Source organism: Roseateles sp. P1_C6, from assembly GCF_056406315.1.
This window is the reverse complement of the sequence record NZ_JBFUAK010000005.1, coordinates 461218-483832: the sequence shown is the minus strand read 5'-3', so window position 1 is coordinate 483832 and position 22615 is coordinate 461218. Positions and strand designations below refer to the sequence as shown.

Below are 22615 nucleotides of genomic sequence, written 5' to 3'. Positions count from 1 at the left end.
CTCCTTAGAGAGCGTCGCGGCGGCGCGCCGCAAAGAGAAGAGGCAGGGCCAGCGCGATCAGTGTCAGAGCCAGTTCGGCGGTCAACAGCAGCCAGAACGCGGTGTTCCAGACGGGCGACGCCGCCCCCATGTATTGGCCGATCTCGGCGATGCGGCCCACGCCCATCATGAAGAGCGAGACCGACATGTTGGTCAGGATGATCAGCGCGCCCATGGCGGCTTCGGAGTGGATGTGCAGCGCGCCGCACAGCACCAGCGCGAAGTTCAGCAGCAGGAAGACGCACAGCAGCACCCCATAGGGCAGCAGGCCGTCCGCGATGCCCGGCATGGCCAGGATCAGCGCCAGCGCGCCGGCGCTCAAGGCAGCCCAGGGCAGCAGGAAGCAGGCGAGCAGGCCCAGCAGCTTGGCGCGCACGTAGTCGGCAGGTGCCAGCGGCAGGCTCAGCATGAACAACAGCGAGCGCTCCTTGCGTTCCTGTGCCACGCCGAACAGCGCCAGCATGACGCCCAGCGCGATGACGGCCGTCAACCAGACGATGAAGCCGATGTTGAAACCCACGTCGCCGGCGGTCGCGCTCAGCAGGCCGGCAAAGCCGGCGGCGGTGGCGCCGACCAGCAGCCAGCGGTAGACATGCAGCTCCTTGGCGACGAGCTTGCGTGTGATCAGGTTCATGACGGGCGCGCCTCCTGGGCCTGACGGCTGTGCATGACGGTGGCGACGAAGACTTCCTCTAGGCTCATGCGGTGCACGGCCTGCACCGGCGCGCCGAGGCGGGCGAGGAAGTCGTCGCTGAAGCCGTCGACCGTCAGCGTGACGTTGGGGCCGTCCACGTCGCGGCGCACGATCTCCGGCAGCCGCCAATCCGGGACACCGTCCGGCAGGCGCAGCCGGAGCGTGCGCCAGCGTTCCAGGAAGTCGTCCTTGTTGTCCGACGCGACGACGCGGCCGCGGTCGATGAAGCTGATGCGGTCAGAGATGCGCTCCACGTCCACCGTGTTGTGCGACGAGAACAGGATGGCGCGGCTGTCATCTCGCAGCACGTCCATGAACTCGGTCAGCAGTTCCTGGCGGGCGACCGGGTCCAGCCCCGACGTGGGTTCGTCCAGCACCAGCAGGCGCGGCCGGCGGGCCAGCGCCAGCAGCAGCAAGGCCTTGGCCTGTTCGCCGGTGGACAGGCTTCTGGCCGTCTGCCCTGCATGCAGGCCGAAGCGCTTCAGCAGCCGGGTGGCGTAGGCCGCGTCCCAGCCGGCGTAGAGGGCCGCGACAAAGTCCATGTGCCAGGCCAGCGTCGCCTGCGGCAGCAGCCGCATGTCGTCGCTGACGAAGCCCACCAGGGCCTTGGCGGCGGCCTGGCTGCGCGGCATGTCGTGGCCCAGCAGGCGGATCTCGCCGGCGTCTGCGGTCAGCAGCCCCATCAGCAGCCGGATCGTCGTGCTCTTGCCGGCGCCGTTGGGGCCCACCAGGCCCATGATCTGGCCGGGTTCGAGGTCCAGCGACACGTCTTCCAGCGTGAAGAAGCGGAACGCCTTGCGCACGCCTTTCATCTCGATGACCTTGGTGCTCATGGGGCGGGTTCCTGGGTGTTCAGCGCGTCGCGCAGTCGTTCGGTGAGTTCGGGCTCGGTCATGCCGAGCGAGCGGGCGATCTCGCCCGCGGCGGCGAGGTGGGTGTCGAGCTGGGCCAGGCGCATGTCCTTGGCCAGGCCTTGCGCGTCGGCCACGAACGACCCCTTGCCGTGGCGGGTGACGATGACGCCTTCGGACTCCAGGTCCAGGTAGGCGCGCTTGACGGTGATGACGCTGACGCGCAGGTCGGCGGCCAGCGCGCGGATGGACGGTAGCTCCTGCCCCGCCGGCCAGTCCCCGGCGGCGACGCGCTGGCGGATCTGCTCCACGATCTGGAGGTACATCGGCCTCGCGTCGGTCTGCGAGATGAAAAGACTGCTGTGCATAATGTGTATACACAGAATATATGCACAGTCGACTGAATGCAAGCGCCGAAATGACCAAGGGCGGCCCGTGGGCCGCCCTGTCGGTGTGACGTCAGCCGCCGCTCAGAGCTTGAGCAGCGCCTCCAGGTTGACGCGCAGCCTGAATTCCGCCGGCGCCAGGCTGGCGACGATGGCCTGCGCGGCCAGCCGCGTGTCGCGCGGCACCGGGTTGCTCAACGGGCTGCCGCTCTTGCCGATCAGCGCGGCGACCAGCGGCTCCGTCGCGCTGAAGCCGCGCTTGAAGACGATGCCGACCTCGCCATTGGCCAGGCGCACGATGCTGCCCGGTGGATACAGGCCCACGGTCTTGATCAGCGCGGCGCCGGCCTCGTCGGGCTGGCCCAGCTCGTCCAGGTAGACGGCGCGTGCCGCGGCGGCACCGCTGAGCGCCTGGCGGCTGCGGCGGGGCGACAGCCGCGCGCCGAACAAGTCGATGCGGCGCAGCAGCCTCGCCAGCCGCTCGCCATCGCTGCGGCTGCTGAGCGGGCCCGGGCCGGCTTCGTGATGCAGCCGCACCGCCGTCAGCCAGGTGCCATCGGTGACGCCGACCTGTGCCAGCCGAGTGGCGGCGCGGTCGCCGTGCGCGGCCAGCGCCTGGCGCTGCGCGGGCGTCGCCGGGTCCACTTGGTTGGCGAGGCGGTCATGCGCGGGGCCGGCGCCGTAGTTCATCGTCAGCGCACCGCCCTGCAAGGCCGCGCGCAGGTCGGGGCCGAGCTGCAGCTGCTGGGCGACGAGATCCGCCAGCAGCAGCGACAGCAGCGCGTGGCGGGCGCTGTAGTCGCCGAACTCCTGGCTGCTCTCGAAGATGAGCAGCAGCAGCGTCGCATCGGGGTGGAAGTGCAGGCGCTTCAGCGCGGCGTCGCGCACCTGCACCAGGCGCGTGCTGAAGTCGACCGGCTCGGCCTCGCGCAGCAGCGCATGCGTGTGCAGCAGCAGGTCGGACCAGGCCTCGCGTGGGCCCTGCTCGACCTTGCTCGGGACCAGGGTGTCCAGCCGGAAGCCGGTGTCGGCCTTGGCGATGTCCGACAGCGGCACGTCCTGCATGACCAGCGTGTCGAGGCGGTGGGCCAGCGCCCGCTGGTACTCCACCGTCTCCTCGGCGTTCACGAAGGCGCCACCGTCCACGAGGCTGCGCACCAGCGGCGAGTCACGCAACACCTGGCCGCGCGCGAACAGCAGCTTGCCGCTGGCGTCGAACAGGTTGTAGGGCAGCGTCATGCCCAGGCGCAGCGTGCGGGCGGGCAGGGGGATGAGGTCGGCAGGCATGAATCTGTTGATTCTGTACGGCCATTCGGCATCTGCAAGCCGAGCTTGAGCGCTGGCGAAGGGCCGCCTGCGTAGAATTCCCGGCTCATCCGAGGAGCGCTGCGAGGAGTTTCCCCAGGCTCGGATCGTTTCAAACGGCGCTCATCGATCTCCCGCGTGGACCGCCATCGATGACCATCTCGCCGCCCCCTCTCAAACTTTCCGGCCTGGAGCCGGTCGCCATCGACGCCGGCAGCCTGTTCGTCAACATCGGCGAGCGCACCAACGTCACGGGCTCCAAGGCCTTCGCCCGCATGATCCTCGCGGGCCAGTTCGAGCAGGCGCTGGCCGTCGCGCGCCAGCAGGTCGAGAACGGCGCGCAGGTCATCGACATCAACATGGACGAGGCCATGCTGGACAGCCAGGCGGCCATGGTGCGCTTCCTGAACCTGATCGCCGGCGAGCCCGAGATCGCCCGAGTGCCCATCATGATCGACTCGTCCAAGTGGAGCGTCATCGAGGCCGGCCTGAAATGCATCCAGGGCAAGGGCATCGTCAACTCCATCAGCCTGAAGGAAGGCGAGGCCGAGTTCCGCCGCCAGGCCAAGCTGGTGCGCCGCTACGGCGCCGCGGCCGTCGTGATGGCCTTCGATGAGAAAGGCCAGGCGGACACCTTCGCGCGCAAGACCGAGATCTGCGCGCGCGCCTACAAGGTGCTGGTGGACGAGGTCGGGTTCCCGGCCGAGGACATCATCTTCGACCCCAACATCTTCGCCATCGCGACGGGCATCGAGGAGCACGACAACTACGCGGTGGACTTCATCGAGGCCACGCGCTGGATCAAGCAGAACCTGCCCGGCGCCAAGGTGTCGGGCGGCGTGTCCAACGTGTCGTTCAGCTTCCGCGGCAACGAGCCGGTGCGCGAGGCCATCCACACCGTGTTCCTGTACCACGCCATCCAGGCGGGCATGGACATGGGCATCGTCAACGCCGGCATGGTGGGCGTCTACGACGACCTCGACGCCGAGCTGCGCGAGCGCGTGGAAGACGTCGTGCTGAACCGCCGCGCCGACGCCGGGGAGCGCCTCATCGAGATCGCCGACCGCGCCAAGAGCGCCGGCAAGGACGACTCGGCGCGCCTGGCCTGGCGCGCGGGCGACGTCAACCAGCGGCTGTCGCACGCGCTGGTGCACGGCATCACCGACTTCATCACCGAAGACACCGAGGAAGCCTGGCAGGCCATCCTGGCCAAGGGCGGCCGGCCGCTGCACGTCATCGAAGGCCCGCTGATGGCCGGCATGAACGTCGTCGGCGACCTGTTCGGCGCCGGCAAGATGTTCCTGCCGCAAGTCGTCAAGAGCGCCCGCGTGATGAAGCAGGCCGTGGCCCACCTGCTGCCCTACATCGAGGAAGAGAAGCGCCTGCTCATCGAAGGCGGCGGCGACGCCAAACCCAAGGGCAAGATCGTCATCGCGACCGTCAAGGGCGACGTGCACGACATCGGCAAGAACATCGTCACGGTGGTCTTGCAGTGCAACAACTACGAAGTCGTCAACATGGGCGTCATGGTGCCGGCCCAGGACATCCTGCGCAAAGCCAAGGAAGAGGGCGCCGACATCATCGGCCTGTCGGGCCTCATCACGCCCAGCCTGGAAGAGATGCAGCATGTGGCGGCCGAGATGCAGCGCGACGACTACTTCGCGTCGCGCCACATGCCGCTGCTGATCGGAGGCGCGACGACCAGCCGCGTGCACACGGCGGTCAAGATCTCGCCGCACTACGAGGGGCCGGTCGTCTACGTGCCCGACGCATCGCGCGCCGTGGGCGTGTGCACCGAGCTGCTCAGCGACGACCGCGCGGCCGCCTACATCGCCGAGCTGAAGGCCGACATCGAGAAGACCCGCGAGCTGCACGCCAACAAGAAGCAGACGCCGCTGGTGACGCTGGAACAGGCACGTGCCAACAAGGCGGTGCTGGACCTGGCCCGCGTGCCGCCCGCGCCCAAGTTCACCGGCCGCCGCGTGCTGAAGAACCTGGACCTGGCCGAGCTGGCCCGCTACATCGACTGGGGCCCGTACTTCCAGACCTGGGACCTGGCCGGACCGTATCCCGCCATCCTCGACGATGCCGTCGTCGGCAGCGAGGCGCGCAAGGTGTTCGCCGACGCCCAGGCCATGCTGAAGAAGATCATCGACGGCCGCTGGCTGCATGCGCATGCGGTCTTTGGCCTGTACCCGGCCGCGCGGGTCAACGACGACGACATCGCGATCCGCAGCGAGCCACCCATGGTCTGGCACGGCCTGCGCATGCAGTCGGAGCGTCCTGTTGTCGAGGGCGTGAAGCGACCCAACCGCTGCCTGTCCGACTTCGTCGCCGAGCAGGGTGACCACATCGGCCTGTTCGCCGTCACGGCGGGCCTGGGGGTGGACAAGAAGGAAGCCGATTTCCTGGCCACGCACGACGACTACTCGGCCATCATGCTGAAGGCCCTGGCCGACCGCTTGGCCGAGGCCGCCGCCGAATGGCTGCACGAGCGCGTGCGCCGCGAGTTCTGGGGCTATGCGGCGGACGAGGCCTTGTCCAACGAGGCCCTGATCGCCGAGAAATACCAGGGCATCCGCCCGGCGCCCGGCTACCCGGCCTGCCCGGACCACCTGTCCAAGCGCGATCTGTTCCGTGTGCTGGCCCCCGACGAGATCGGCATGGGCCTGACCGACAGCATGGCCATGACGCCGGCCGCGAGCGTCAGCGGCTTCTACCTGGCCCACCCCGATGCGGCCTACTTCAACGTCGGCCGCATAGCCGACGACCAGCTCGCTGACTGGGCCGCCCGCTGCGGCCTGAGCGAGACCGATGCCCGGCGGGCATTGGCGCCGTTGCTCGGCTGATACGCACGACCCGCGGCGGCGGGCCATTTGTAACTGAAGCGGCCTTGTCCTACAGGGTGGGCCGCGGGGTGGCGGCATCCTTTCGTCATCGTTCAAACACAACGGAGTCCCCATGTCGACCCCCACACTCCCCGTCAAGTCCACGCAGATCGTCGCCGGCGTCGCCGTCGTGCTGGCGTTGCTGGGCGGCGCCTACGCGGTGGGCCGTTCGCAGGGCGTCAGCACCGAGCCGGTCGCCGAAGCGACTGCCCCCATGCCCGCGCAAACGCAGGAACGCCAGCCGCAGCGCCTGGCCAGCGCCGACACGGCCCGCGAGACGCACACCGCTCGCCCGGCGCCTGAAGTGCAGGCCCAGCCCGCGCTGTGCCAGAGCTGCGGCCGCGTGACCGCGGTGCATACCGAAACCCGCCGCGGCAAGGGCAGCGGCGTGGGCGCCGTGGGTGGCGCCGTCGTCGGCGGCCTGCTGGGCAACATGGTGGGTGGCGGCAATGGCCGCAAGCTCGCCACCGTGGCGGGTGCCGTGGGCGGCGGCTACGCTGGCAACGAGATCGAGAAGAACCAGAAGAGCTACACCGTCTGGGTCGTGCAGGTCGAGGAACGCGATGGCCGCATCCGCCGCTTCGAGCGCAGCGCCGATCCGGGCCTGCGTGTCGGCGACGAGGTGCGCCTGACCGAAAACGGCTTCACCCGCGCATGAGTTCCGGAGCCCGCGCCATGAAATCCCTCATCGCCGCGGCCCTGGCCGCCGTCCTTTGCACCGCGCAGGCGGCGCCCACCGTGTCCGTGCCGACGCCCAAGCAGCTGTCGCACCTGTGCGATGGCTGCGCCTGGGTCAAGCAGGTGCGGACCGAGTCGCGCAAGGGCTCGGGCAGCGGTGTCGGTGCCGTGGGTGGCGCCGTGATTGGCGGCCTGCTCGGCAACCAGGTGGGTGGTGGCACCGGCAAGAAGATCGCGACCGTGGGCGGCGCTGTCGCCGGCGGCTACGCGGGGAACGAGGTCGAGAAGAACGCCAAGAAGCGCACCGTCTGGGTCGTGCAGCTCGTCAACCGTGACGGCAGCCAGCGCAGCGTGGAACTGAGCGCCGACCCGCAGCTGCGCGCGGGTGACCGCGTGCGAGAAAAAGACGGCCAGCTCAGCCGGACGTGACGCCCGGCAGGCCGCGCCGCAGCTGGATGGCTTCGGCCACATGGCCCGGCGCAATGACCGCCGCGCCCGCCAGGTCGGCGATTGTGCGGGCCACGCGCAGCACGCGGTGAAAGCTGCGCGCCGACCAGCCCAGCCGCTCGGCTGAACGCTCCAGCAAGGCTTTCGCCGGTGCTTCCAGCGCGGCGTGCGCGGCCAGGTCCTGGGCCTGCAGCAGCGCGTTCGCCACCCCCTGACGAGACAGCGCGCGTTCGCGCGCCGCGGTCACGCGTTCGGCCACGGTGGCACTGGTCTCGCCCGGTGCCAGGTCCTGCAAGGCGCTGGGCGCAATGACGGGCACCTCAATGAGAAGGTCCAGCCGATCGAGGAAGGGCCCGCTCAGCCGGCCCTGGTAGCGCGCTACCTGGTCCGGCGTGCAGCGGCAGGCGCGCAGCGGGTTGCCGAGGTGGCCGCAAGGACAGGGGTTCATGGCCGCGACGAGCTGGAAGCGCGCCGGGAACTCCGCCTGGCGCGCCGCACGCGAGATCAGGATGCGGCCGGTCTCCAGCGGTTCGCGCAACGCCTCCAGGGCCGCGCGCGGAAATTCCGGCAGCTCGTCCAGGAACAGCACCCCGTGCTGGGCCAGCGAGATCTCACCTGGCCGCGGCGGCGACCCACCGCCCACCAGGGCCACGCTGGATGCCGAGTGGTGCGGCGCGCGCATCGGCCGCTGCCCCCAGCGCGCGATGTCGAACTGGCCCGCCAGGCTGAGCACGGCGGCCGACTCCAGCGCGGCCTCGTCGTCCAGCGCCGGCAGCAGGCCCGCCAGGCGTTGCGCCAGCATGGACTTGCCGGTGCCAGGCGGCCCCACCATCAGCAGCGAATGCCCGCCCGCGGCGGCGATTTCCAGCGCCCGCTTCGGGCCGGCCTGACCCTTGATGTCGGCCAGGTCGGGCAGGCCGGTCTGGCGCTCTCGTGGCAGCGCGGCGGCGCGGGGCAGTGCCTCGCCTTCGGGCTGCAGCGCGGCGACGACATCGAGCAGGTGCCTGGCCTGCCGCACGACCAGGCCGTCGACCAGGGCGGCTTCCGCGGCACTGGCCTCGGGCAGCAACAACTCCCGCTCGGCGCCGGTCTGGCGCAAGGCCAGCGCCATCGCCAGCGCGCCGCGCACGGGCCGCAACTCGCCGGCCAGCGACAGCTCGCCGGCGCATTCGAAGCGCGCTAGGCGGGCTGCGTCGATCTGCCCGTTGGCCGCCAGCAGGCCCAGCGCCATCGGCAGGTCGAAGCGGCCGCCTTCCTTGGGGAGGTCAGCGGGCGCGAGGTTGACGGTGATGCGCTTGTTGGTGGGAAAGGCCAGCCCGCTGTTCTGCAGCGCCGCGCGCACGCGTTCGCGGGCCTCCTTGACCTCCGTGTCCGCCAAACCCACGACGGTGAACGACGGCAGGCCGTTGGCCAGATGCACTTCCACGGTGACGGGCGCGGCGGCCAGGCCATCGAGAGCGCGGCTGTGGACGGTGGCAAGGCTCATCGGCAGTCGGGAGCGGGGCGGAGTGGGGCCGGGGTGGCGAGGCAGTCTAGCCGGCGGTCGGTGCGTGGCCGGCGTGTGCTTTTACCGGCCGCGCACACCGTTGGTGCGACCCGGGCGCCGCAATGAGCCCAAGTTGGTGCGCAGGCGTGTGGACGGGGCGCTCCATGCCCAGATCCGTGCAGATGACCTGCGGGCAGCCGTTGGCACGGAAGCTGCAAATAGCCCGCCGGACTGTATTCACCCCCAACTTTGATCAGGAGATCCGCCATGAAGTTGTCCCCTTCGCTGCTCGCGCTGGCACTGTCTGCGGCTGCCCTGCCGGCTTTTGCCGACGAGCCCGCCGCGCCGGCCGACCCGCTGTCGTTCAACGTCGGCGTCGTCAGCGAATACCGCTACCGCGGCATCTCCCAATCGCGCCTGAAGCCGGCGCTGCAGGGCGGCCTCGACTATGCGGCTCCCAACGGCTTCTACGTCGGCACCTGGGCCTCGACGATCAAGTGGATCAAGGACATCCCCGGTGGCGGTGGCGATGTCGAGATCGACCTCTACGGCGGCTACAAGACCGAGGTCGCCCCGGGCCTGACGCTGGATGTCGGCGGTCTGTACTACCTCTATCCGGGCAACAAGCTCAAGGGCGTGGCCGGCTTTGCCAACGCCAACACGTTCGAGGTCTATGGTGCGCTGACTTTCGGCCCCGTGACGGCCAAGTACTCGCACAGCACGACCAACCTGTTCGGCAACGTCGATAGCAAGAACAGCAGCTACTTCGACGTGACGGCCAACTTCGATCTCGGTGACGGCATGACGCTGTCGCCCCACGTCGGCCACCAGACCGTCAAGCATGCCTCGGTGGCTTCGTACAGCGACTACTCGCTGACGCTGGCCAAGGACTTCTCCGGCCTGATCCTCAGCGCCGCGGTCGTCGGTACCGATGCCGACAAGACCTTCTACGCCAGCCCGGCCAACGGCAAGTTCCTGGGCAAGACCTCGCTGGTCGTCGGCCTGAAGAAGACCTTCTAAACACTGGAGCTGGACATGAAACTGATCACTGCCGTCATCAAGCCCTTCAAGCTCGACGAGGTGCGTGAGGCTCTGAGCGCGATCGGCGTGCAGGGGCTGACGGTCACCGAGGTCAAGGGCTTCGGCCGCCAGAAGGGCCACACCGAGCTGTACCGCGGCGCCGAGTACGTCGTCGACTTCCTGCCCAAGGTCAAGATCGAGGCGGCGGTGAACGACGACGTCGTCGAGCGTGTCATCGAGGCCATCGAGTCGTCCGCCCGCACCGGCAAGATCGGTGACGGCAAGATTTTCGTGTCGCCGCTGGATCAGGTCGTACGCATCCGCACCGGCGAAACCGGCAATGACGCGCTCTGACGCGTCCATAACAACCGTTTGGAGAACACTCAAATGAAGAAACTCCTCGCCGGCCTCGCGCTTGCCGCCGGCCTGCTTGCGCCGGCCGCCTGGGCCCAGGAACCGGCTTCGGCGCCGGCATCCGCCGTGGCTGCCACGGCTGCTGCGGCCCCCGATGCCGCGTCCGCACCTGCGGCCGCCGCCGAAGCGGCTTCGGCCCCTGCGGCGCCGGCCCTGGTGCCCAACAAGGGCGACACGTCCTGGATGCTGCTGTCCACACTGCTGGTCATCATGATGACGGTGCCGGGCCTGGCGCTGTTCTACGGCGGCCTGGTGCGCAGCAAGAACATGCTGTCGGTGCTGATGCAGGTGATGGTCGGCTTCTCGCTGATCGTCGTGCTGTGGGTGCTGTACGGCTACAGCTTCGCGTTCACCGAGGGCAACAAGTTCATCGGCGGCACGGACCGGCTGTTCATGAAGGGCATCTGGGACAACGTCGCCGGCACCTTCTCGAACGCGGCCACCTTCAGCAAGGGCGTGGTCATTCCGGAAATCGTGTTCGCGGCCTTCCAGGCGACCTTCGCCGGCATCACCGCCTGCCTGATCCTGGGTGCCTTCGCCGAGCGCATCAAGTTCTCGGCGGCCCTGGCCTTCCTGACGCTGTGGTTCACGTTCAGCTACCTGCCGATCGCCCACATGGTCTGGTTCTGGGCCGGCCCGGATGCCTACACGTCGGCTGACGTGGTGGACAAGGTCAACAGCACCGCCGGCATGATCTGGCAATGGGGTGCGCTGGACTTCGCCGGCGGCACGGTCGTGCACATCAACGCCGCCGTCGCCGGTCTGGTGGGTGCCTTCATGATCGGCAAGCGCGTTGGCTACGGCAAGGAGCAGTTCACGCCGCACAGCCTGACGCTGACCATGGTCGGTGCCTCACTGCTGTGGGTGGGCTGGTTCGGCTTCAACGCCGGCTCCGCGCTGGAAGCCAATGGCTTCGCCGCGCTGGCCTTCATCAACACGCTGGTTGCCACGGCTGCCGCCGTGCTGGCCTGGTGCGTGGGTGAAGCGCTGCTCAAGGGCAAGGCCTCCATGCTGGGTGCCGCCTCGGGTGCCGTCGCCGGCCTCGTCGCGATCACGCCGGCTGCCGGCAACGTCGGCATCGGCGGCGGCCTGGTCATCGGCATCGTCGCCGGCTTCGCCTGCCTGTGGGGCGTGTCGGGTCTGAAGAAGCTGCTGGGTGCGGACGACTCGCTGGACGTCTTCGGCGTCCACGGTGTCGGCGGCATCGTCGGCGCGCTGCTGACCGGTGTCTTCAACAGCCCGTCGCTGGGCGGCCCCAGCGCCGTCGGCGACTGGGTGACCGTGGCCATGATCGCGCCGGACGCCTACTCCATCGGCGCTCAGTTCATCACCCAGGCCAAGGCTGTCGGTGTGACCATCGTCTGGTCCGGTGTCGTCTCGCTGATCGCCTACAAACTGGTCGACCTGACCATCGGCCTGCGCGTCACCGAAGAGGAAGAACGCGAAGGTCTGGACATCTCGTCGCATGGCGAGACGGCCTACCACAAGTGATGCCGCGGCCGGCGGATGCCGGCCCCGCGCAACCCGCTTGCGAGCCGCCCTTCGGGGCGGCTTTTTTGTTTGCCGAGCCCTGCGGACCGGCCGTTATGCTGCCGCGCATGGACGTCATCACCCTGCTCGTGGCGGTGCTGGTCAATGCGCTGCTGATGAGCCTGGCGCTGGTCGTCGGCGTGGGCATCCGCGTGCGCAGTGGCCTGCAGGCCTGGCAGTTCATGCTGCTGGGCCAGGCCGTGGGCTTCGGGTTGCTGATCGTCGCGACGCTGGTGGCGCCGCGGCTGCTGGCGACGCTGGGCGTCATGGCGCTGAGCGCCTCGGCCTCGGCGATGGTGCTGACGGCCTGCCGCTTCCTGGGCCTGGCGGCGCCGCAGCGCTGGCTGCTGGCGGCGCCGCTGGTGCTGGGGGCCGTGCACGCGGTCGTGTTTGGCGACCAGCGCCTCGCGACGGCGCTGACCAACCTGACCATCGCCGTGCAGATCCTGTGGGGCAGCTGGCTGCTGCTGCGCGGGGCCGGGCGCATGCGCTGGCGCTGGCTGTGCGGCGTGGCCGCGGCGGCCAACGCGCTGCTGACGCTGGGCCGTGTCGCGCTGGTGCTGGGCTGGCCCGAGGCCTACCCGCGCTTCATCGCGCCCCATCCACTCAACTTTGCCCACCTGATCCTGCTCAACGCCAGCCTGGTGCTGGGCACCATGGGCTTCCTGCTGGCCCACCGCGACGAGGCCGAGCAGGCGCTGGTGCGCCTGGCTTCGCTGGACACGCTGACCGGCCTGCTGAACCGCCGCGAGTGGATGAGCCGCGCCGGCCGCGCGCTGGGCACGGCCGGTGAGATGCCGGTGCTGCTGATGCTGGACCTGGACCACTTCAAGCGCGTCAACGACGAGCGCGGCCACCCGGTCGGCGACGAGGTGCTCAAGCTCGCCGGCGAGGTGCTGCGCGGCGAGCTGCGCGCCAGCGACCTGGTCGGCCGCTACGGTGGCGAGGAATTCTGCCTGCTCCTGCGGCACTGCGAGGCCAGCGCCTTCAGCCGGCTCGACACGCGGCTGCACATGGCGCTGACGCGGCGCTGCGAGGCCAGCCTCGGTTTCGTCGTCGACTTCAGCGCCGGCGCGGTGCGCGTGCAGCCCGGCGAGACGCTGGCCGCCGCCATCCAGCGCGCCGATGACCAGCTCTACCGGGCCAAGCACGCCGGCCGGGGCCGCACCAGTTGCGCCGACGGCGTCTTGTGATCCGGGCGGGCGCCCCCAAGTGGGCCGCCCGCGCCAAGTTTGAGATCATTCGGTCATGGTTCCCCATCTGATCACCGCCCTGAACGGCCCCATCAACGAGTTGGAGGCACGCATCCTGGAGTCCATGCCCGCCACGGAACGCTGGTTCAGGCTGGAATGGATGGAGCACACGCCGACCTTCTACGCGTCGGTGGACCTGCGCAACGCTGGCTTCAAGCTGGCGCCGGTCGACACCAACCTGTTCCCCGGCGGCTTCAACCACTTGACGCCGCAGATGCTGCCGCAGGCCGTGCAGGCGGCCATGGCCGCCATCGAGAAGATCTGCCCCGAGGCGCGCAACCTGCTGGTGATCCCGGAGACGGGCGCGCGTTGCAGCTTCTACCTGGACAACCTGGCCACGCTGGCGCGCATCTTCACGCAGGCCGGCCTGAACGTGCGCTTCGGCACGCTGGACACGGCCATCACCGAGCCTACCGAGCTGGCGATCGCCAACGGCGGCAGCATCACCATCGAGCCGCTGGTGCGCAAGCGCGGCCGGCTGATGCTCAAGGGCTTCGACCCCTGCACGGTGCTGCTGAACAACGACCTGTCCGCCGGCACGCCGCCGCAGCTGATGGGCCTGCACGAGCAATACCTGCTGCCACCGCTGCACGCCGGCTGGACGGTGCGGCGCAAGAGCCAGCACTTCCGCGCCTACGAGGAAGTGGCCAAGCGCTTCGGCAAGCTGCTGGGCATGGATCCGTGGCTGATCACGCCCATGTTCACCAGCGTGGACATGCATGGCAAGAAGGGCCTGGAGGCGCTGCAGACGGCCGCCGACGCGCAGCTGACCAAGGTGCGCCGCAAGTACAAGGAATACGGCATCAACGAGAAGCCCTTCGTCATCATCAAGAGCGACGTGGGCAGCTACGGCAAGGGCGTCATGACGGTGCGCGACGCCAAGGACATCGAGGCCCTGGCCGAGCGGCTGCCGGAGAACCTGGGCCAGGAAGTCATCGTGCAGGAGGGCGTGCCCACGCATGAGCGCGTGCACGAGGCCGTGGCCGAGCCGGTTGTCTACATGATGGACCGCTACGTGGTGGGCGGCTTCTACCGCGTGCACGCCAACCGCGGCATCGACGAGAACCTGAACGCCCCCGGCGCCAGCTACGTGCCGCTGGCCTTCGCCGAGTCGCCGCACCTGCCGCGCCCCGGCGAGAAGCCCGGCGCCAGCGCGCCCAACCGCTTCTACATGTACGGCGTCATCGGTCGGCTGGCCATGCTGGCCGCCAGCTACGAGCTGGAAGCGACCGACCCGCAGGCGGAGGCCGAAGCGGCCTGACCCGTCACACTTTCGTCAGGGCGGCGGCTTTCGCCTAGGCTGGCGGTTTCGCGCCAACCGCCTCCCTCGATGAAGACCCAACGCCTCGCCGCCCTCGTCCTGTCCCTGCAACTCGCCGGCCTGGCGCTGGCCGCCCCGCCGCGCTCCGGGCTGGATTTCGCCGGCGTCGACCGCGCCGTGCGCCCGCAGGACGACCTGTTCCGCGCCGGCAACGGCCACTGGCTGGCCACCACCGAGATCCCGGCGGACAAGTCGTCCTTCGGCGCGGTGGCGCAACTGCGCGACCTGTCGGACCAGCGCGTGCGCGCCCTCGTCGAAGGCCTGGCCGCCGCCAAACCCAAGGCCGGCTCGGCGGAGCACAAGATTGGCGCCTACTACGCCAGCTTCATGGACACGGCCGCCATCGACAAGGCGGGCCTGGCGCCGGTGAAGCCGCTGCTGGACGGCATCGCCGCGCTGCAGACCCGCGAGCAACTGGCCGCGTGGCTGGGCCGCCAGGTGGGCGTGGTCGACATGCCGGTGGTGCTCAGCGTCGATGCCGACTTCAAGCAGCCTGGCATCAATCGTGTCATCGCCACCCAGGGCGGCCTGGGCCTGCCCAACCGCGACTACTACCTGAAGGACGACGCCCGCCTCGTGACGGCCCGCGCGGCCTACCAGACCTATCTGCAAACGCTGGCGCGCGCCGCCGGCCTGGCCCAGCCCGAGGACGCCGCCCGGCGCGTGCTGGCGCTGGAGCAGCGCCTGGCCGAGGCCCAGTGGCCGGCCGAGGACAACCGCGACCCGCAGAAGGCCTACAACCCGATGACGCTGGCCGAGCTGGCGCGCAATGCGCCGGGCCTGGACTGGAGCGCCTTGTTCGCCGCTGCGGCGCTGCCGGGGCAGGACCGCTACATCGTCTCGCAGCCCAGCTACGTGACGGCCGCCGCCAGGCTGCTGGCCGAGGCGCCGCTGGACGACATCCGCGCCTACCTGGCGCTGCGCGCGCTGGACGGCAGTGCCGACGTGCTGCCGCAGGCCCTGCGCGAGGCGCGCTTCGCCTTCCGCGGCACCGCGCTGAGCGGCGCCAGCAGCGATCAGCCGCGCTGGCAGCAGGCCGTGGCCGACCTGAACAACGCGCTGGGCGAGGCGGTGGGCCAGGCCTATGTGCAGCGCCACTTCGCCGCGGCCGACAAGGCGCGCATGCTCAAGCTGGTCAACAACCTGCTCGCGGCCTATGGCGAGTCCATCGACGGCCTCAGCTGGATGACCCCGCCGACCAAGGCCAAGGCCAGGGAGAAGCTGTCCAAGTACCTCATCAAGATCGGCTACCCCGACGTCTGGCGCAGCTACGCCGCGCTGGACGTGAAGGCCGGCGACGCGGTGGGCAACCGGTTGCGCGCGGCGCGCTTCGAGTGGGAGCGCCAGGCCGCCAAGGCCGGCAAGCCGGTGGACAAGCGCGAATGGGGCATGACGCCGCAGACCGTCAACGCCTACTACAACCCGACCTTCAACGAGATCGTCTTCCCGGCCGCCGTGCTGCAGCCGCCGCTGTACAACACGCGCGCCGATGACGCGGTCAACTACGGGGCCATCGGCGCCGTCATCGGCCACGAGATCAGCCACGGCTTCGACGACGAGGGCAGCCAGTTCGACGGCGACGGTGCGCTCGCCAACTGGTGGACGGACGCCGACCGCCTGGCCTTCGAGGCCATCGGCGCCCGGCTCGTCGCCCAGTACGAGGGCTATGAGCCCATCCCCGGCAAACACATCAACGGCAAGCTGACGCTGGGCGAGAACATCGCCGACCTGTCAGGCCTGCAGATCGCCTACAAGGCCTATCTGCGCTCGCTGGGTGGCAAGCCCGCGCCGGTCGTCGACGGCCTGACCGGCCAGCAGCGCTTCTTCATGGGCTGGTCGCAGGGCTGGCGCGAGAAGATGCGCGAACCGCGCCGGCTGCAACAGCTGACCTCGGACCCGCACGCGCCGGCGGAGTTCCGCGCCAACGGTGCCGCGGTCAACCACGACGGCTTCCACGACGCCTTCAAGACCCGGCCCGGCGACAAGATGTTCAAGCCCGCCGACGCCCGCATCCGCATCTGGTGAGCCCGGGCTGACAGCCTCGGCGCGCGCCTACGCCTGCCGCCCGGCAGGCGTCAAGCCACCGGGTTGTGGTTTTGTTGCGCTGCACAAAAACCCAAAAGCGAGCGCAGAATCCCCACTTTCGAACAAACGCCACCCCAAGCCGGTGGCCCTCGCGAAGTGAGTTCTTCCCACGCGGCTCGCAGCCCCTCGGCAATGGCGGGTCTCACTCTCGGTGCCCTGGGGGTGGTCTATGGCGACATCGGCACCAGCCCGCTGTATGCATTGAAAGAGGTTTTCCACGGCGGCCATGTCGCCACGACGCCGGACAACATCCTCGGCGTGCTCTCCCTGCTGTTCTGGACGCTGACCGTCGTCGTCTCGATCAAGTACGTGCTGTTGATCCTGCGCGCCGACAACAACGGCGAGGGCGGCCTCATCGCCATGCTGGCGCTGGCCACCAATGCCGTGAACGACAAGCCGCCGCTGCGCCGCACGCTGCTGCTGGTGGGCCTGTTCGGCACGGCCATCTTCTTCGGCGACGCCGTCATCACGCCGGCCATGACCGTGCTGGGCGCCGTGGAAGGCATCGACGTCTACGAGCCCCATCTGCACGAGGCCATCCTGCCGATCACGCTGATCGTCATCGCCGGCCTTTTTGCCGTGCAGCGCTTCGGCACCGGCGGCATCGGCAAGGCCTTCGGGCCGGTCATGCTGCTGTGGTTCGCCAGCCTCACGTTGCTGGGCCTGCCGCACATCTTCGAGAACCCGCGCGTGCTGGCCGCCGTCAACCCGGTCTTTGCGCTGAACTTCTGCCTGGAGTACCGCTGGGTCGCCTTCGTCGCGCTGGGCGCCGTCGTGCTGGTCGTCACCGGCGGCGAGGCGCTGTACGCCGACCTGGGCCATTTCGGCAAGAAGCCCATCCGCATCGCCTGGTACGGCGTGGTCATGCCGGCGCTGGTCATCAACTACTTCGGCCAGGGCGCCATGCTGCTGGACAACCCCGAGGGCGTGAAGAACCCGTTCTTCCTGTTGGCGCCGTCCTGGGCCGAGATCCCGCTGTTCCTGCTCGCCACCGCGGCAGCCATCGTCGCGTCGCAGGCGCTGATCACGGCGGCCTTCTCGGTCACCAAGCAGGCCGTGCAGCTGGGCATCATGCCGCGGCTGCGCATCCTGCACACCAGCGTGCGCGACACCGGCCAGATCTACGTGCCCTTCATCAACTGGAGCCTGTTCGCGCTGGTCATCGTCGCGGTCGTGTTCTTCGGCTCGTCCAGCAAGCTGGCCGGCGCCTATGGCGTGGCCGTCACCATCGACATGACGATCACGACGGTGATGACCTTCTTCGTCATCCGCTACGGCTGGAAGTACCCGCTCGCACTGTGCATCGCCGCCACCGGCATCTTCTTCCTCATCGACGTCACCTTCCTGGCATCCAACCTGCTGAAGCTGCTGCACGGCGGCTGGTTCCCGCTGCTGATCGGCATCTGCGTGTTCACGCTGATGCTGACCTGGAAGCAGGGCCGCAAGCAGCTGTCCGACAAGCTGCGCGAGGACGCCATCGAGCTGACGACCTTCCTGGAGGCCGTCTTCATCAACCCGCCCACGCGCGTCGCCGGCACGGCCGTGTTCCTGTCGTCCGAGAAGGGCTCCACGCCCAACGCGCTGCTGCACAACCTCAAGCACAACAAGGTGCTGCACGAGCAGAACGTCTTCGTCACCGTGAAGCACCACGAGGTGCCGTGGGTGGGCTTCGACAAACGTTGCGAGGTCGAGGCGCTGGGCCATTGCTGCTGGCAGGTGGCGCTGCACTTCGGCTTCAAGAACGAGCCCGACGTGCCCGAGGCGCTGGACCTGCTGAAGAAGCATGGCGTGCAGCTCGACGAGATGGAGACCAGCTACTTCCTGAGCCGCGACATCGTCATCCCGACGATAGGCTCCGGCATGGCGCTGTGGCGCGAGAAGCTGTTCGCCAGCATGCACCGCAACGCGGCCGCGGCGGCCGACTTCCTGCACCTGCCGACGAACCGCATCGTCGAGCTGGGCAGCAAGGTCGAGATCTGACTTGAGCCCGGCCGCGCTGCCCGAGCGCCGCCTGGGCAGTCGCCACGCCGGCGCGCTGTGCGTCGGCATGGTGATCGGCGCCGGCATCTTCAAGACCTCGCCCATGGTCGCGCAGGCCTTGCCCGACGCGGGCCAGCTCTACCTGGCCTGGGCGCTGGGCGGCCTGCTGTCCTTCGTCGGCGCGCTGTGCTTTGCCGAGCTGGCCGCGGCCTTCCCGGATGCGGGCGGCGACTACCATTTCTTGCGCCGCGCCTACGGTCACCGGGTCGGCTTCCTGTTCGCCTGGTCGCGCTTCGCCGTCATCCACACCGGCTCGATGGCGCTGCTGGGCTTTGTCTTCGGCGACTACCTGGCCCAGGTGGTCGACCTGGGTCCCTGGCTGGGCCCGCATGCCAGCGCCGTGCTGGCCGCCGCCCTCATCGTCGGGCTGACCGGCCTGAACCTGCTGGGCGTGCGCGTGGGCCTGGGCACGCAACTGGGGTTGACGGTGCTGGTGATGGTCGGCCTGCTGCTGCTGGGCCTGGGCGCGGGCGCCTATCAGCTCGGCGGCCACGCGGCGGCGACGCAAGGCGCGGCGGCGAGCCAGGCCGACTGGGGCGTGGCCATGGTCTTCGTCTTCCTGGCCTACGGCGGCTGGAGCGACGCGGCCACCTTGTCGGCCGAGATGCGCGACCCGCAGCGCGGCATCGTGCGCGCGCTGCTGCTGGGCCTGGGCGCGGTGATGGGCCTGTACCTGCTGGCCAACTGGGCCTATGTCAACGTGCTGGGCCTGCCGGGCCTGGCGCGCAGCGAGGCACCGGCCGCCGAGCTGATGCGCCTGGCCTTCGGCCGCGGCGCCGAGCTGTTGATGGTGGGCGTCGTCACGCTGACCGCGCTGTCGGTCATGAACGCCATCCTCATCGCCGGCCCGCGCACCACCTACGCCGCGGCGCGCGACCTGGCCGCCGAATGGCGGCTGGCGCAATGGAACGCGCGCCGCGGCACGCCCAGCGCGGCCGTCGTCGCGACCTCGGCCGTCGCGTTGGGGCTGGTGGCGCTGGGCGACCTGACCCGCGGCGGCTTCGCCACCATGGTGGACTACCTGTCGCCCGTCTACTGGGCCTTCCTGACGCTCAGCGGCGCCGCCCTCATCGTGCTGCGCCGCCGCGAGCCCGACCAGCCACGGCCGTTCCGCGTGCCGCTCTATCCGTGGCTGCCGTTGCTGTTCACGGCCTGCAGCGCCTACCTGCTGTGGGCCAGCTTGGTCTATGTGAAGACGGGCGCCGTCGTGGGCCTGGCCGTGCTGGCGGCGGGCGCGCTGCTGCTGGCTGGGCTGGGTCGGCGCAGGGTCAGGGCAGCAGCGGGAAGCTGAAGTCCTTTGTGCCTTCGCACAGGGGCTGTGCGGGCAAGGCCGCCAGGGCCGGCCCGACGTAGATGAAGGCCTCCGGCACCTTCAACAGCCGGGCCGCCTGGGCCGGGCTGGCGGGCTGGTAGTCGGGCACGTCCAGCCCCAGCTGCCGCAGGCCCTGGGCATCGGGCACCCACCAGAGGCAGGCGTGCCGGGGTGTCTCGAACTGCATGTTGAACCGTTCTTCCGTGAAGCCGATGCTCGCGACCCGCCAGCGCTGCGTCAACGCGGCGGCGAACGCCCGCGCGACCTGCGGCGGCTGGAGCTGCCCGTCCGCCAGTGCGCGCAGTTGCTGCGCACGGGCTATCGCAGGCTGGAAGGCCTCCAGGAGACGTTCGCGAGAGGCCTGGCTGCGGTCGTCGCCGCCGATGAACAGTTCGCCCGCATCGACCTGCGCCTTCACCGTGGCCGGAAATTCCGACATGCCTCCCAGCGCGATCACCGTGCCCGCCTTGATGCGCTGGACGGCTCCGCTCAGCAGAATGGACCTGGCGCAGACCCCGACGCAACTGCCCTTGAGCTGAACTACGGGGCGTCGCTCCTGCAGCCACAGCCCGATCTTCACCACCTCCAGCGGGTCGCTCTGCGGGTGGATGTCGACGCTCAGCGGTTTCTTCAGCCCCTGGGCGAAATCGCGGCTGACCTCGTCGGCCTCGCCCTTGGCGACGAGACCGATGATGTGCGGCGAGAAATCGAAGGGCCCGGTGCCTATCGCAGCGGCGTGTGCGTTGGCCCCAAGCAGTAGCAGCGCGAGACCGGCAGTCGGCAACACCACACGCATCGACGATGACTCCCTGCTCTGATTGGCGGCGGCATTGTCAGCCCAGCTCGCGCTGCGTGATGAGCTGATCCCGCACATGCACCAGCTGACCGCCGGCGATGGCCGTCCAGGCTTCGGCGTCGTCCCCCAGCGGCTCGGACGCGATGGCCCAGCCGCCGCGCTGCGGCTTCAGGTAGAGCGTGGGCGGGTGGCCGTCGCTGGCCCAGCGCACGGCCCACAGCTGCTCGCCGTCGGCCAGCGCGGCCGAGAAGCGCAGCGGCGTGTCGATGCCCAGCGCCACCATCGCGTCGCGTGTGTCGTGCAGCATTGCGCGCAGCGCGTCGGCCACCGGTTCACCGGCCTGCACGCGGGCCATGAGGAGCAGGAACAGCAGCTCCGAATCCGTCGCACCGCGGCGCAGCTCGTACAGGTCGTCGGGCAACTGCGTCTCCAGGCGGCGGCGCACCTTGCCGAAGCCGCCGACCTGACCGTTGTGGATGAACAGGTAGCGCCCGAGGTGGAAGGGGTGGCAGTTCAGCCGCGACACGCCGCCACCGGTCGCGGCGCGCACATGGGCCATGAAGAGGTGAGACCGGACATTGGCGCACAGCGCCAGCAGGTTCTCGTCGCTCCAGGCCGGCATGACCTCGCGGTAGACGCCCGGCGTGTCGCGCTCGCCGTACCAGCCGATGCCGAAGCCGTCGCCATTCGTGGCCGTCTTGGCCTCCGAAGCCTGCAGGCTCTGCCGCACCAGCGAATGGCGCGGCTTGCAGACCAGGTCCTCCAGAAATATCGCCTCACCCGTGTACGCCAGAAACCGGCACATCCGCTTGAACTCCTCGCCTGACCCCCGCAGCTATGCTGGCCGCATGCGTCGTTTGCTGCAAGACTTTTCACCGTCCACCGCCGTTGCCGGCTTCGTCGCGGTGCTGGTGGGCTACACCAGCTCGGTGGCCATCATCTTCCAGGCCACCGTCGCGCTGGGTGCCACGCCGGCGCAGACCGCGTCCTGGCTGTGGGCGCTGGGCCTGGGCATGGGCATCACCAGCCTCGTGTTGAGCCTGTGGACCCGCCAGCCGGTGCTGACGGCCTGGTCCACGCCCGGCGCGGCGTTGCTGGCCTCGACGTCGGGGCTGGAGATGCCCGAGGCCATCGGCGCCTTCATCGTCTGCGGCCTGCTCATCGTCTGGGCCGGCGCCAGCGGCTGGTTCGAAAAGCTGATGGACCGCATCCCCGTGGCCATCGCCTCGGCGCTGCTGGCCGGCGTGCTGGCGCGCTTCGGGCTGGACGCGGTCACCAGCGTGAAGACGGCGCCCGAGCTGGTGCTGGCCATGGCCGCCGCCTACCTCGCCGGGCGCCGCTGGTGGCCGCGCTACGCGGTGCCGGGCGTGCTGGTCGCGGGCGTCATCGTCGCGCTGGCCCTGGGCCGGCTCAGCTTCGCCGGTGCCGACACCTCGCAGATCTTCGCGCTGCCGGTCTGGACGGCGCCGCACTTCACCTGGCATGCCGCCGTCGGCGCGGCGCTGCCCCTGTTCATCGTCACGATGGCCTCGCAGAACCTGCCGGGCGTGGCGGCCCAGCGCGCCAGCGGCTACCAGACGCCCGTGTCTGCCTCCATCGCCGTGACCGGCGCGGCGACCACGTTGCTGGCGCCGTTCGGCGGCTATGCCTTCAACCTCGCGGCCATCACCGCGGCGATCTGCATGGGCCGCGAGGCGCACGAGGATCCGGCGCGGCGCTACACGGCGGCCGTCGCCGCGGGCCTGTTCTATGTGCTGCTGGGCCTGGCTGGCGGCGCGGTCGCGCTGCTGCTGTCGGCCTTCCCGCGCGAGCTGGTCGCGGCCATCGCCGGCCTGGCGCTGCTGGGCACCATCGCCGGCGCGCTCGCCGCGGCGCTGAAGGACGAGGCCCACCGCGACGCGGCCATCCTGACCTTCCTCGTCTGCCTGTCCGGCATCAGCCTGCTGGGCATTGGCGCGGCCTTCTGGGGCGTGGTGGCAGGCGGCGTGGCCACCGTCGTGGCGAGCTGGCGGCGCCGGCAGCCGTCCTAGGCAGCCCCAGGTGGGCGAGGCGGGGCGCGCTGTGCAACAC

The 22615-nt window shown here is 69.7% G+C and carries 19 protein-coding genes and 1 riboswitch; of the genes, 12 read left to right on the top strand and 7 right to left on the bottom strand.

Translation table 11 applies throughout. The features are described 5' to 3' along the window. Positions 1 to 4: 4 nt before the first annotated feature. The 4 genes from AC1D29_RS13585 to AC1D29_RS13570 all read right to left on the bottom strand — a co-directional run bounded on the left by AC1D29_RS13585 (position 5) and on the right by AC1D29_RS13570 (position 3257). Positions 5 to 673, bottom strand: a complete 669-nt coding sequence (locus AC1D29_RS13585) for a hypothetical protein (protein WP_477898125.1) — start codon at positions 671 to 673, stop codon at positions 5 to 7. After that, the gene (locus tag AC1D29_RS13580) at positions 670 to 1566 is read right to left on the bottom strand and encodes an ABC transporter ATP-binding protein (RefSeq protein WP_477898123.1); all 897 of its coding nucleotides are present in this window, start codon (positions 1564 to 1566) and stop codon (positions 670 to 672) included. Before AC1D29_RS13580 ends, AC1D29_RS13585 begins: the two co-directional genes overlap by 4 nt. Further along, positions 1563 to 1910, bottom strand: coding sequence for a GntR family transcriptional regulator (locus AC1D29_RS13575; protein ID WP_477898121.1), 348 nt, complete (start codon positions 1908 to 1910; stop codon positions 1563 to 1565). The genes AC1D29_RS13580 and AC1D29_RS13575 overlap by 4 nt, the downstream gene beginning before the upstream one ends. 144 nt (positions 1911 to 2054) lie before the next feature. Next, positions 2055 to 3257 (bottom strand): HD-GYP domain-containing protein, encoded by a 1203-nt coding sequence (locus AC1D29_RS13570; RefSeq protein WP_477898119.1) that lies wholly within the window; start codon positions 3255 to 3257, stop codon positions 2055 to 2057. A gap of 85 nt (positions 3258 to 3342) precedes the next feature. Continuing rightward, positions 3343 to 3407: riboswitch (S-adenosyl-L-homocysteine riboswitch) on the top strand. Positions 3408 to 3427: 20 nt separating this feature from the next. Between AC1D29_RS13570 and metH the strand changes: the two genes are divergently transcribed. From metH to AC1D29_RS13555, 3 genes are all read left to right on the top strand, one after another. Continuing rightward, the gene (gene metH, locus AC1D29_RS13565; protein ID WP_477898117.1) at positions 3428 to 6124 is read left to right on the top strand and encodes a methionine synthase; all 2697 of its coding nucleotides are present in this window, start codon (positions 3428 to 3430) and stop codon (positions 6122 to 6124) included. A gap of 112 nt (positions 6125 to 6236) precedes the next feature. Then, entirely contained in the window at positions 6237 to 6821 is a 585-nt protein-coding gene (locus tag AC1D29_RS13560; RefSeq protein WP_477898115.1) for a glycine zipper 2TM domain-containing protein, read from the top strand. 17 nt (positions 6822 to 6838) lie between these two features. Beyond that, entirely contained in the window at positions 6839 to 7270 is a 432-nt protein-coding gene (locus tag AC1D29_RS13555; RefSeq protein WP_477898113.1) for a glycine zipper 2TM domain-containing protein, read from the top strand. Here AC1D29_RS13555 and AC1D29_RS13550 read toward each other — a convergent pair. Beyond that, on the bottom strand, positions 7257 to 8774 hold the full coding sequence (locus AC1D29_RS13550) for a YifB family Mg chelatase-like AAA ATPase (protein ID WP_477898111.1): 1518 nt from the start codon (positions 8772 to 8774) through the stop codon (positions 7257 to 7259). The genes AC1D29_RS13555 and AC1D29_RS13550 overlap by 14 nt on opposite strands. A 267-nt stretch (positions 8775 to 9041) precedes the next feature. Between AC1D29_RS13550 and AC1D29_RS13545 the strand changes: the two genes are divergently transcribed. The 8 genes from AC1D29_RS13545 (at position 9042) to AC1D29_RS13510 (ending at position 19728) form a co-directional block, all read left to right on the top strand. Next, positions 9042 to 9794 carry a TorF family putative porin gene (locus AC1D29_RS13545; protein WP_477898109.1) on the top strand — a complete coding sequence of 251 codons (753 nt, stop codon included), beginning with the start codon at positions 9042 to 9044 and terminating at the stop codon, positions 9792 to 9794. Positions 9795 to 9809: 15 nt separating this feature from the next. Next, positions 9810 to 10148 carry a P-II family nitrogen regulator gene (glnK, locus tag AC1D29_RS13540; RefSeq protein WP_056192325.1) on the top strand — a complete coding sequence of 113 codons (339 nt, stop codon included), beginning with the start codon at positions 9810 to 9812 and terminating at the stop codon, positions 10146 to 10148. A gap of 33 nt (positions 10149 to 10181) precedes the next feature. Continuing rightward, positions 10182 to 11699 (top strand): ammonium transporter, encoded by a 1518-nt coding sequence (locus AC1D29_RS13535; RefSeq protein WP_477898107.1) that lies wholly within the window; start codon positions 10182 to 10184, stop codon positions 11697 to 11699. Positions 11700 to 11806: 107 nt separating this feature from the next. Further along, the gene (locus AC1D29_RS13530; RefSeq protein ID WP_477898105.1) at positions 11807 to 12931 is read left to right on the top strand and encodes a GGDEF domain-containing protein; all 1125 of its coding nucleotides are present in this window, start codon (positions 11807 to 11809) and stop codon (positions 12929 to 12931) included. A 55-nt stretch (positions 12932 to 12986) separates the two neighbouring features. Next, entirely contained in the window at positions 12987 to 14252 is a 1266-nt protein-coding gene (gene gshA / locus AC1D29_RS13525) for a glutamate--cysteine ligase (protein ID WP_477898103.1), read from the top strand. A 69-nt stretch (positions 14253 to 14321) separates the two neighbouring features. Next, positions 14322 to 16337, top strand: coding sequence for a M13 family metallopeptidase (locus AC1D29_RS13520; RefSeq protein ID WP_477898101.1), 2016 nt, complete (start codon positions 14322 to 14324; stop codon positions 16335 to 16337). A 192-nt stretch (positions 16338 to 16529) separates the two neighbouring features. Then, on the top strand, positions 16530 to 18377 hold the full coding sequence (locus tag AC1D29_RS13515) for a potassium transporter Kup (RefSeq protein ID WP_477898099.1): 1848 nt from the start codon (positions 16530 to 16532) through the stop codon (positions 18375 to 18377). A 1-nt stretch (position 18378) separates the two neighbouring features. Next, positions 18379 to 19728 (top strand): APC family permease, encoded by a 1350-nt coding sequence (locus AC1D29_RS13510; protein WP_477898097.1) that lies wholly within the window; start codon positions 18379 to 18381, stop codon positions 19726 to 19728. Here the strand turns inward: AC1D29_RS13510 and AC1D29_RS13505 are convergent. Next, entirely contained in the window at positions 19706 to 20545 is an 840-nt protein-coding gene (locus AC1D29_RS13505; RefSeq protein ID WP_477898095.1) for a hypothetical protein, read from the bottom strand. The two genes, AC1D29_RS13510 and AC1D29_RS13505, sit on opposite strands and share 23 nt — an antisense overlap. Before the next feature lie 37 nt (positions 20546 to 20582). Then, positions 20583 to 21350: a class II glutamine amidotransferase gene (locus AC1D29_RS13500; protein WP_477898093.1), complete on the bottom strand. Its 768-nt coding sequence runs from the start codon at positions 21348 to 21350 to the stop codon at positions 20583 to 20585. A gap of 43 nt (positions 21351 to 21393) precedes the next feature. On the opposite strand from AC1D29_RS13500, the gene AC1D29_RS13495 reads away from it, so the two are divergent. Next, on the top strand, positions 21394 to 22575 hold the full coding sequence (locus tag AC1D29_RS13495; RefSeq protein WP_477898091.1) for a benzoate/H(+) symporter BenE family transporter: 1182 nt from the start codon (positions 21394 to 21396) through the stop codon (positions 22573 to 22575). The last annotated feature ends 40 nt before the right edge of the window (positions 22576 to 22615 follow it).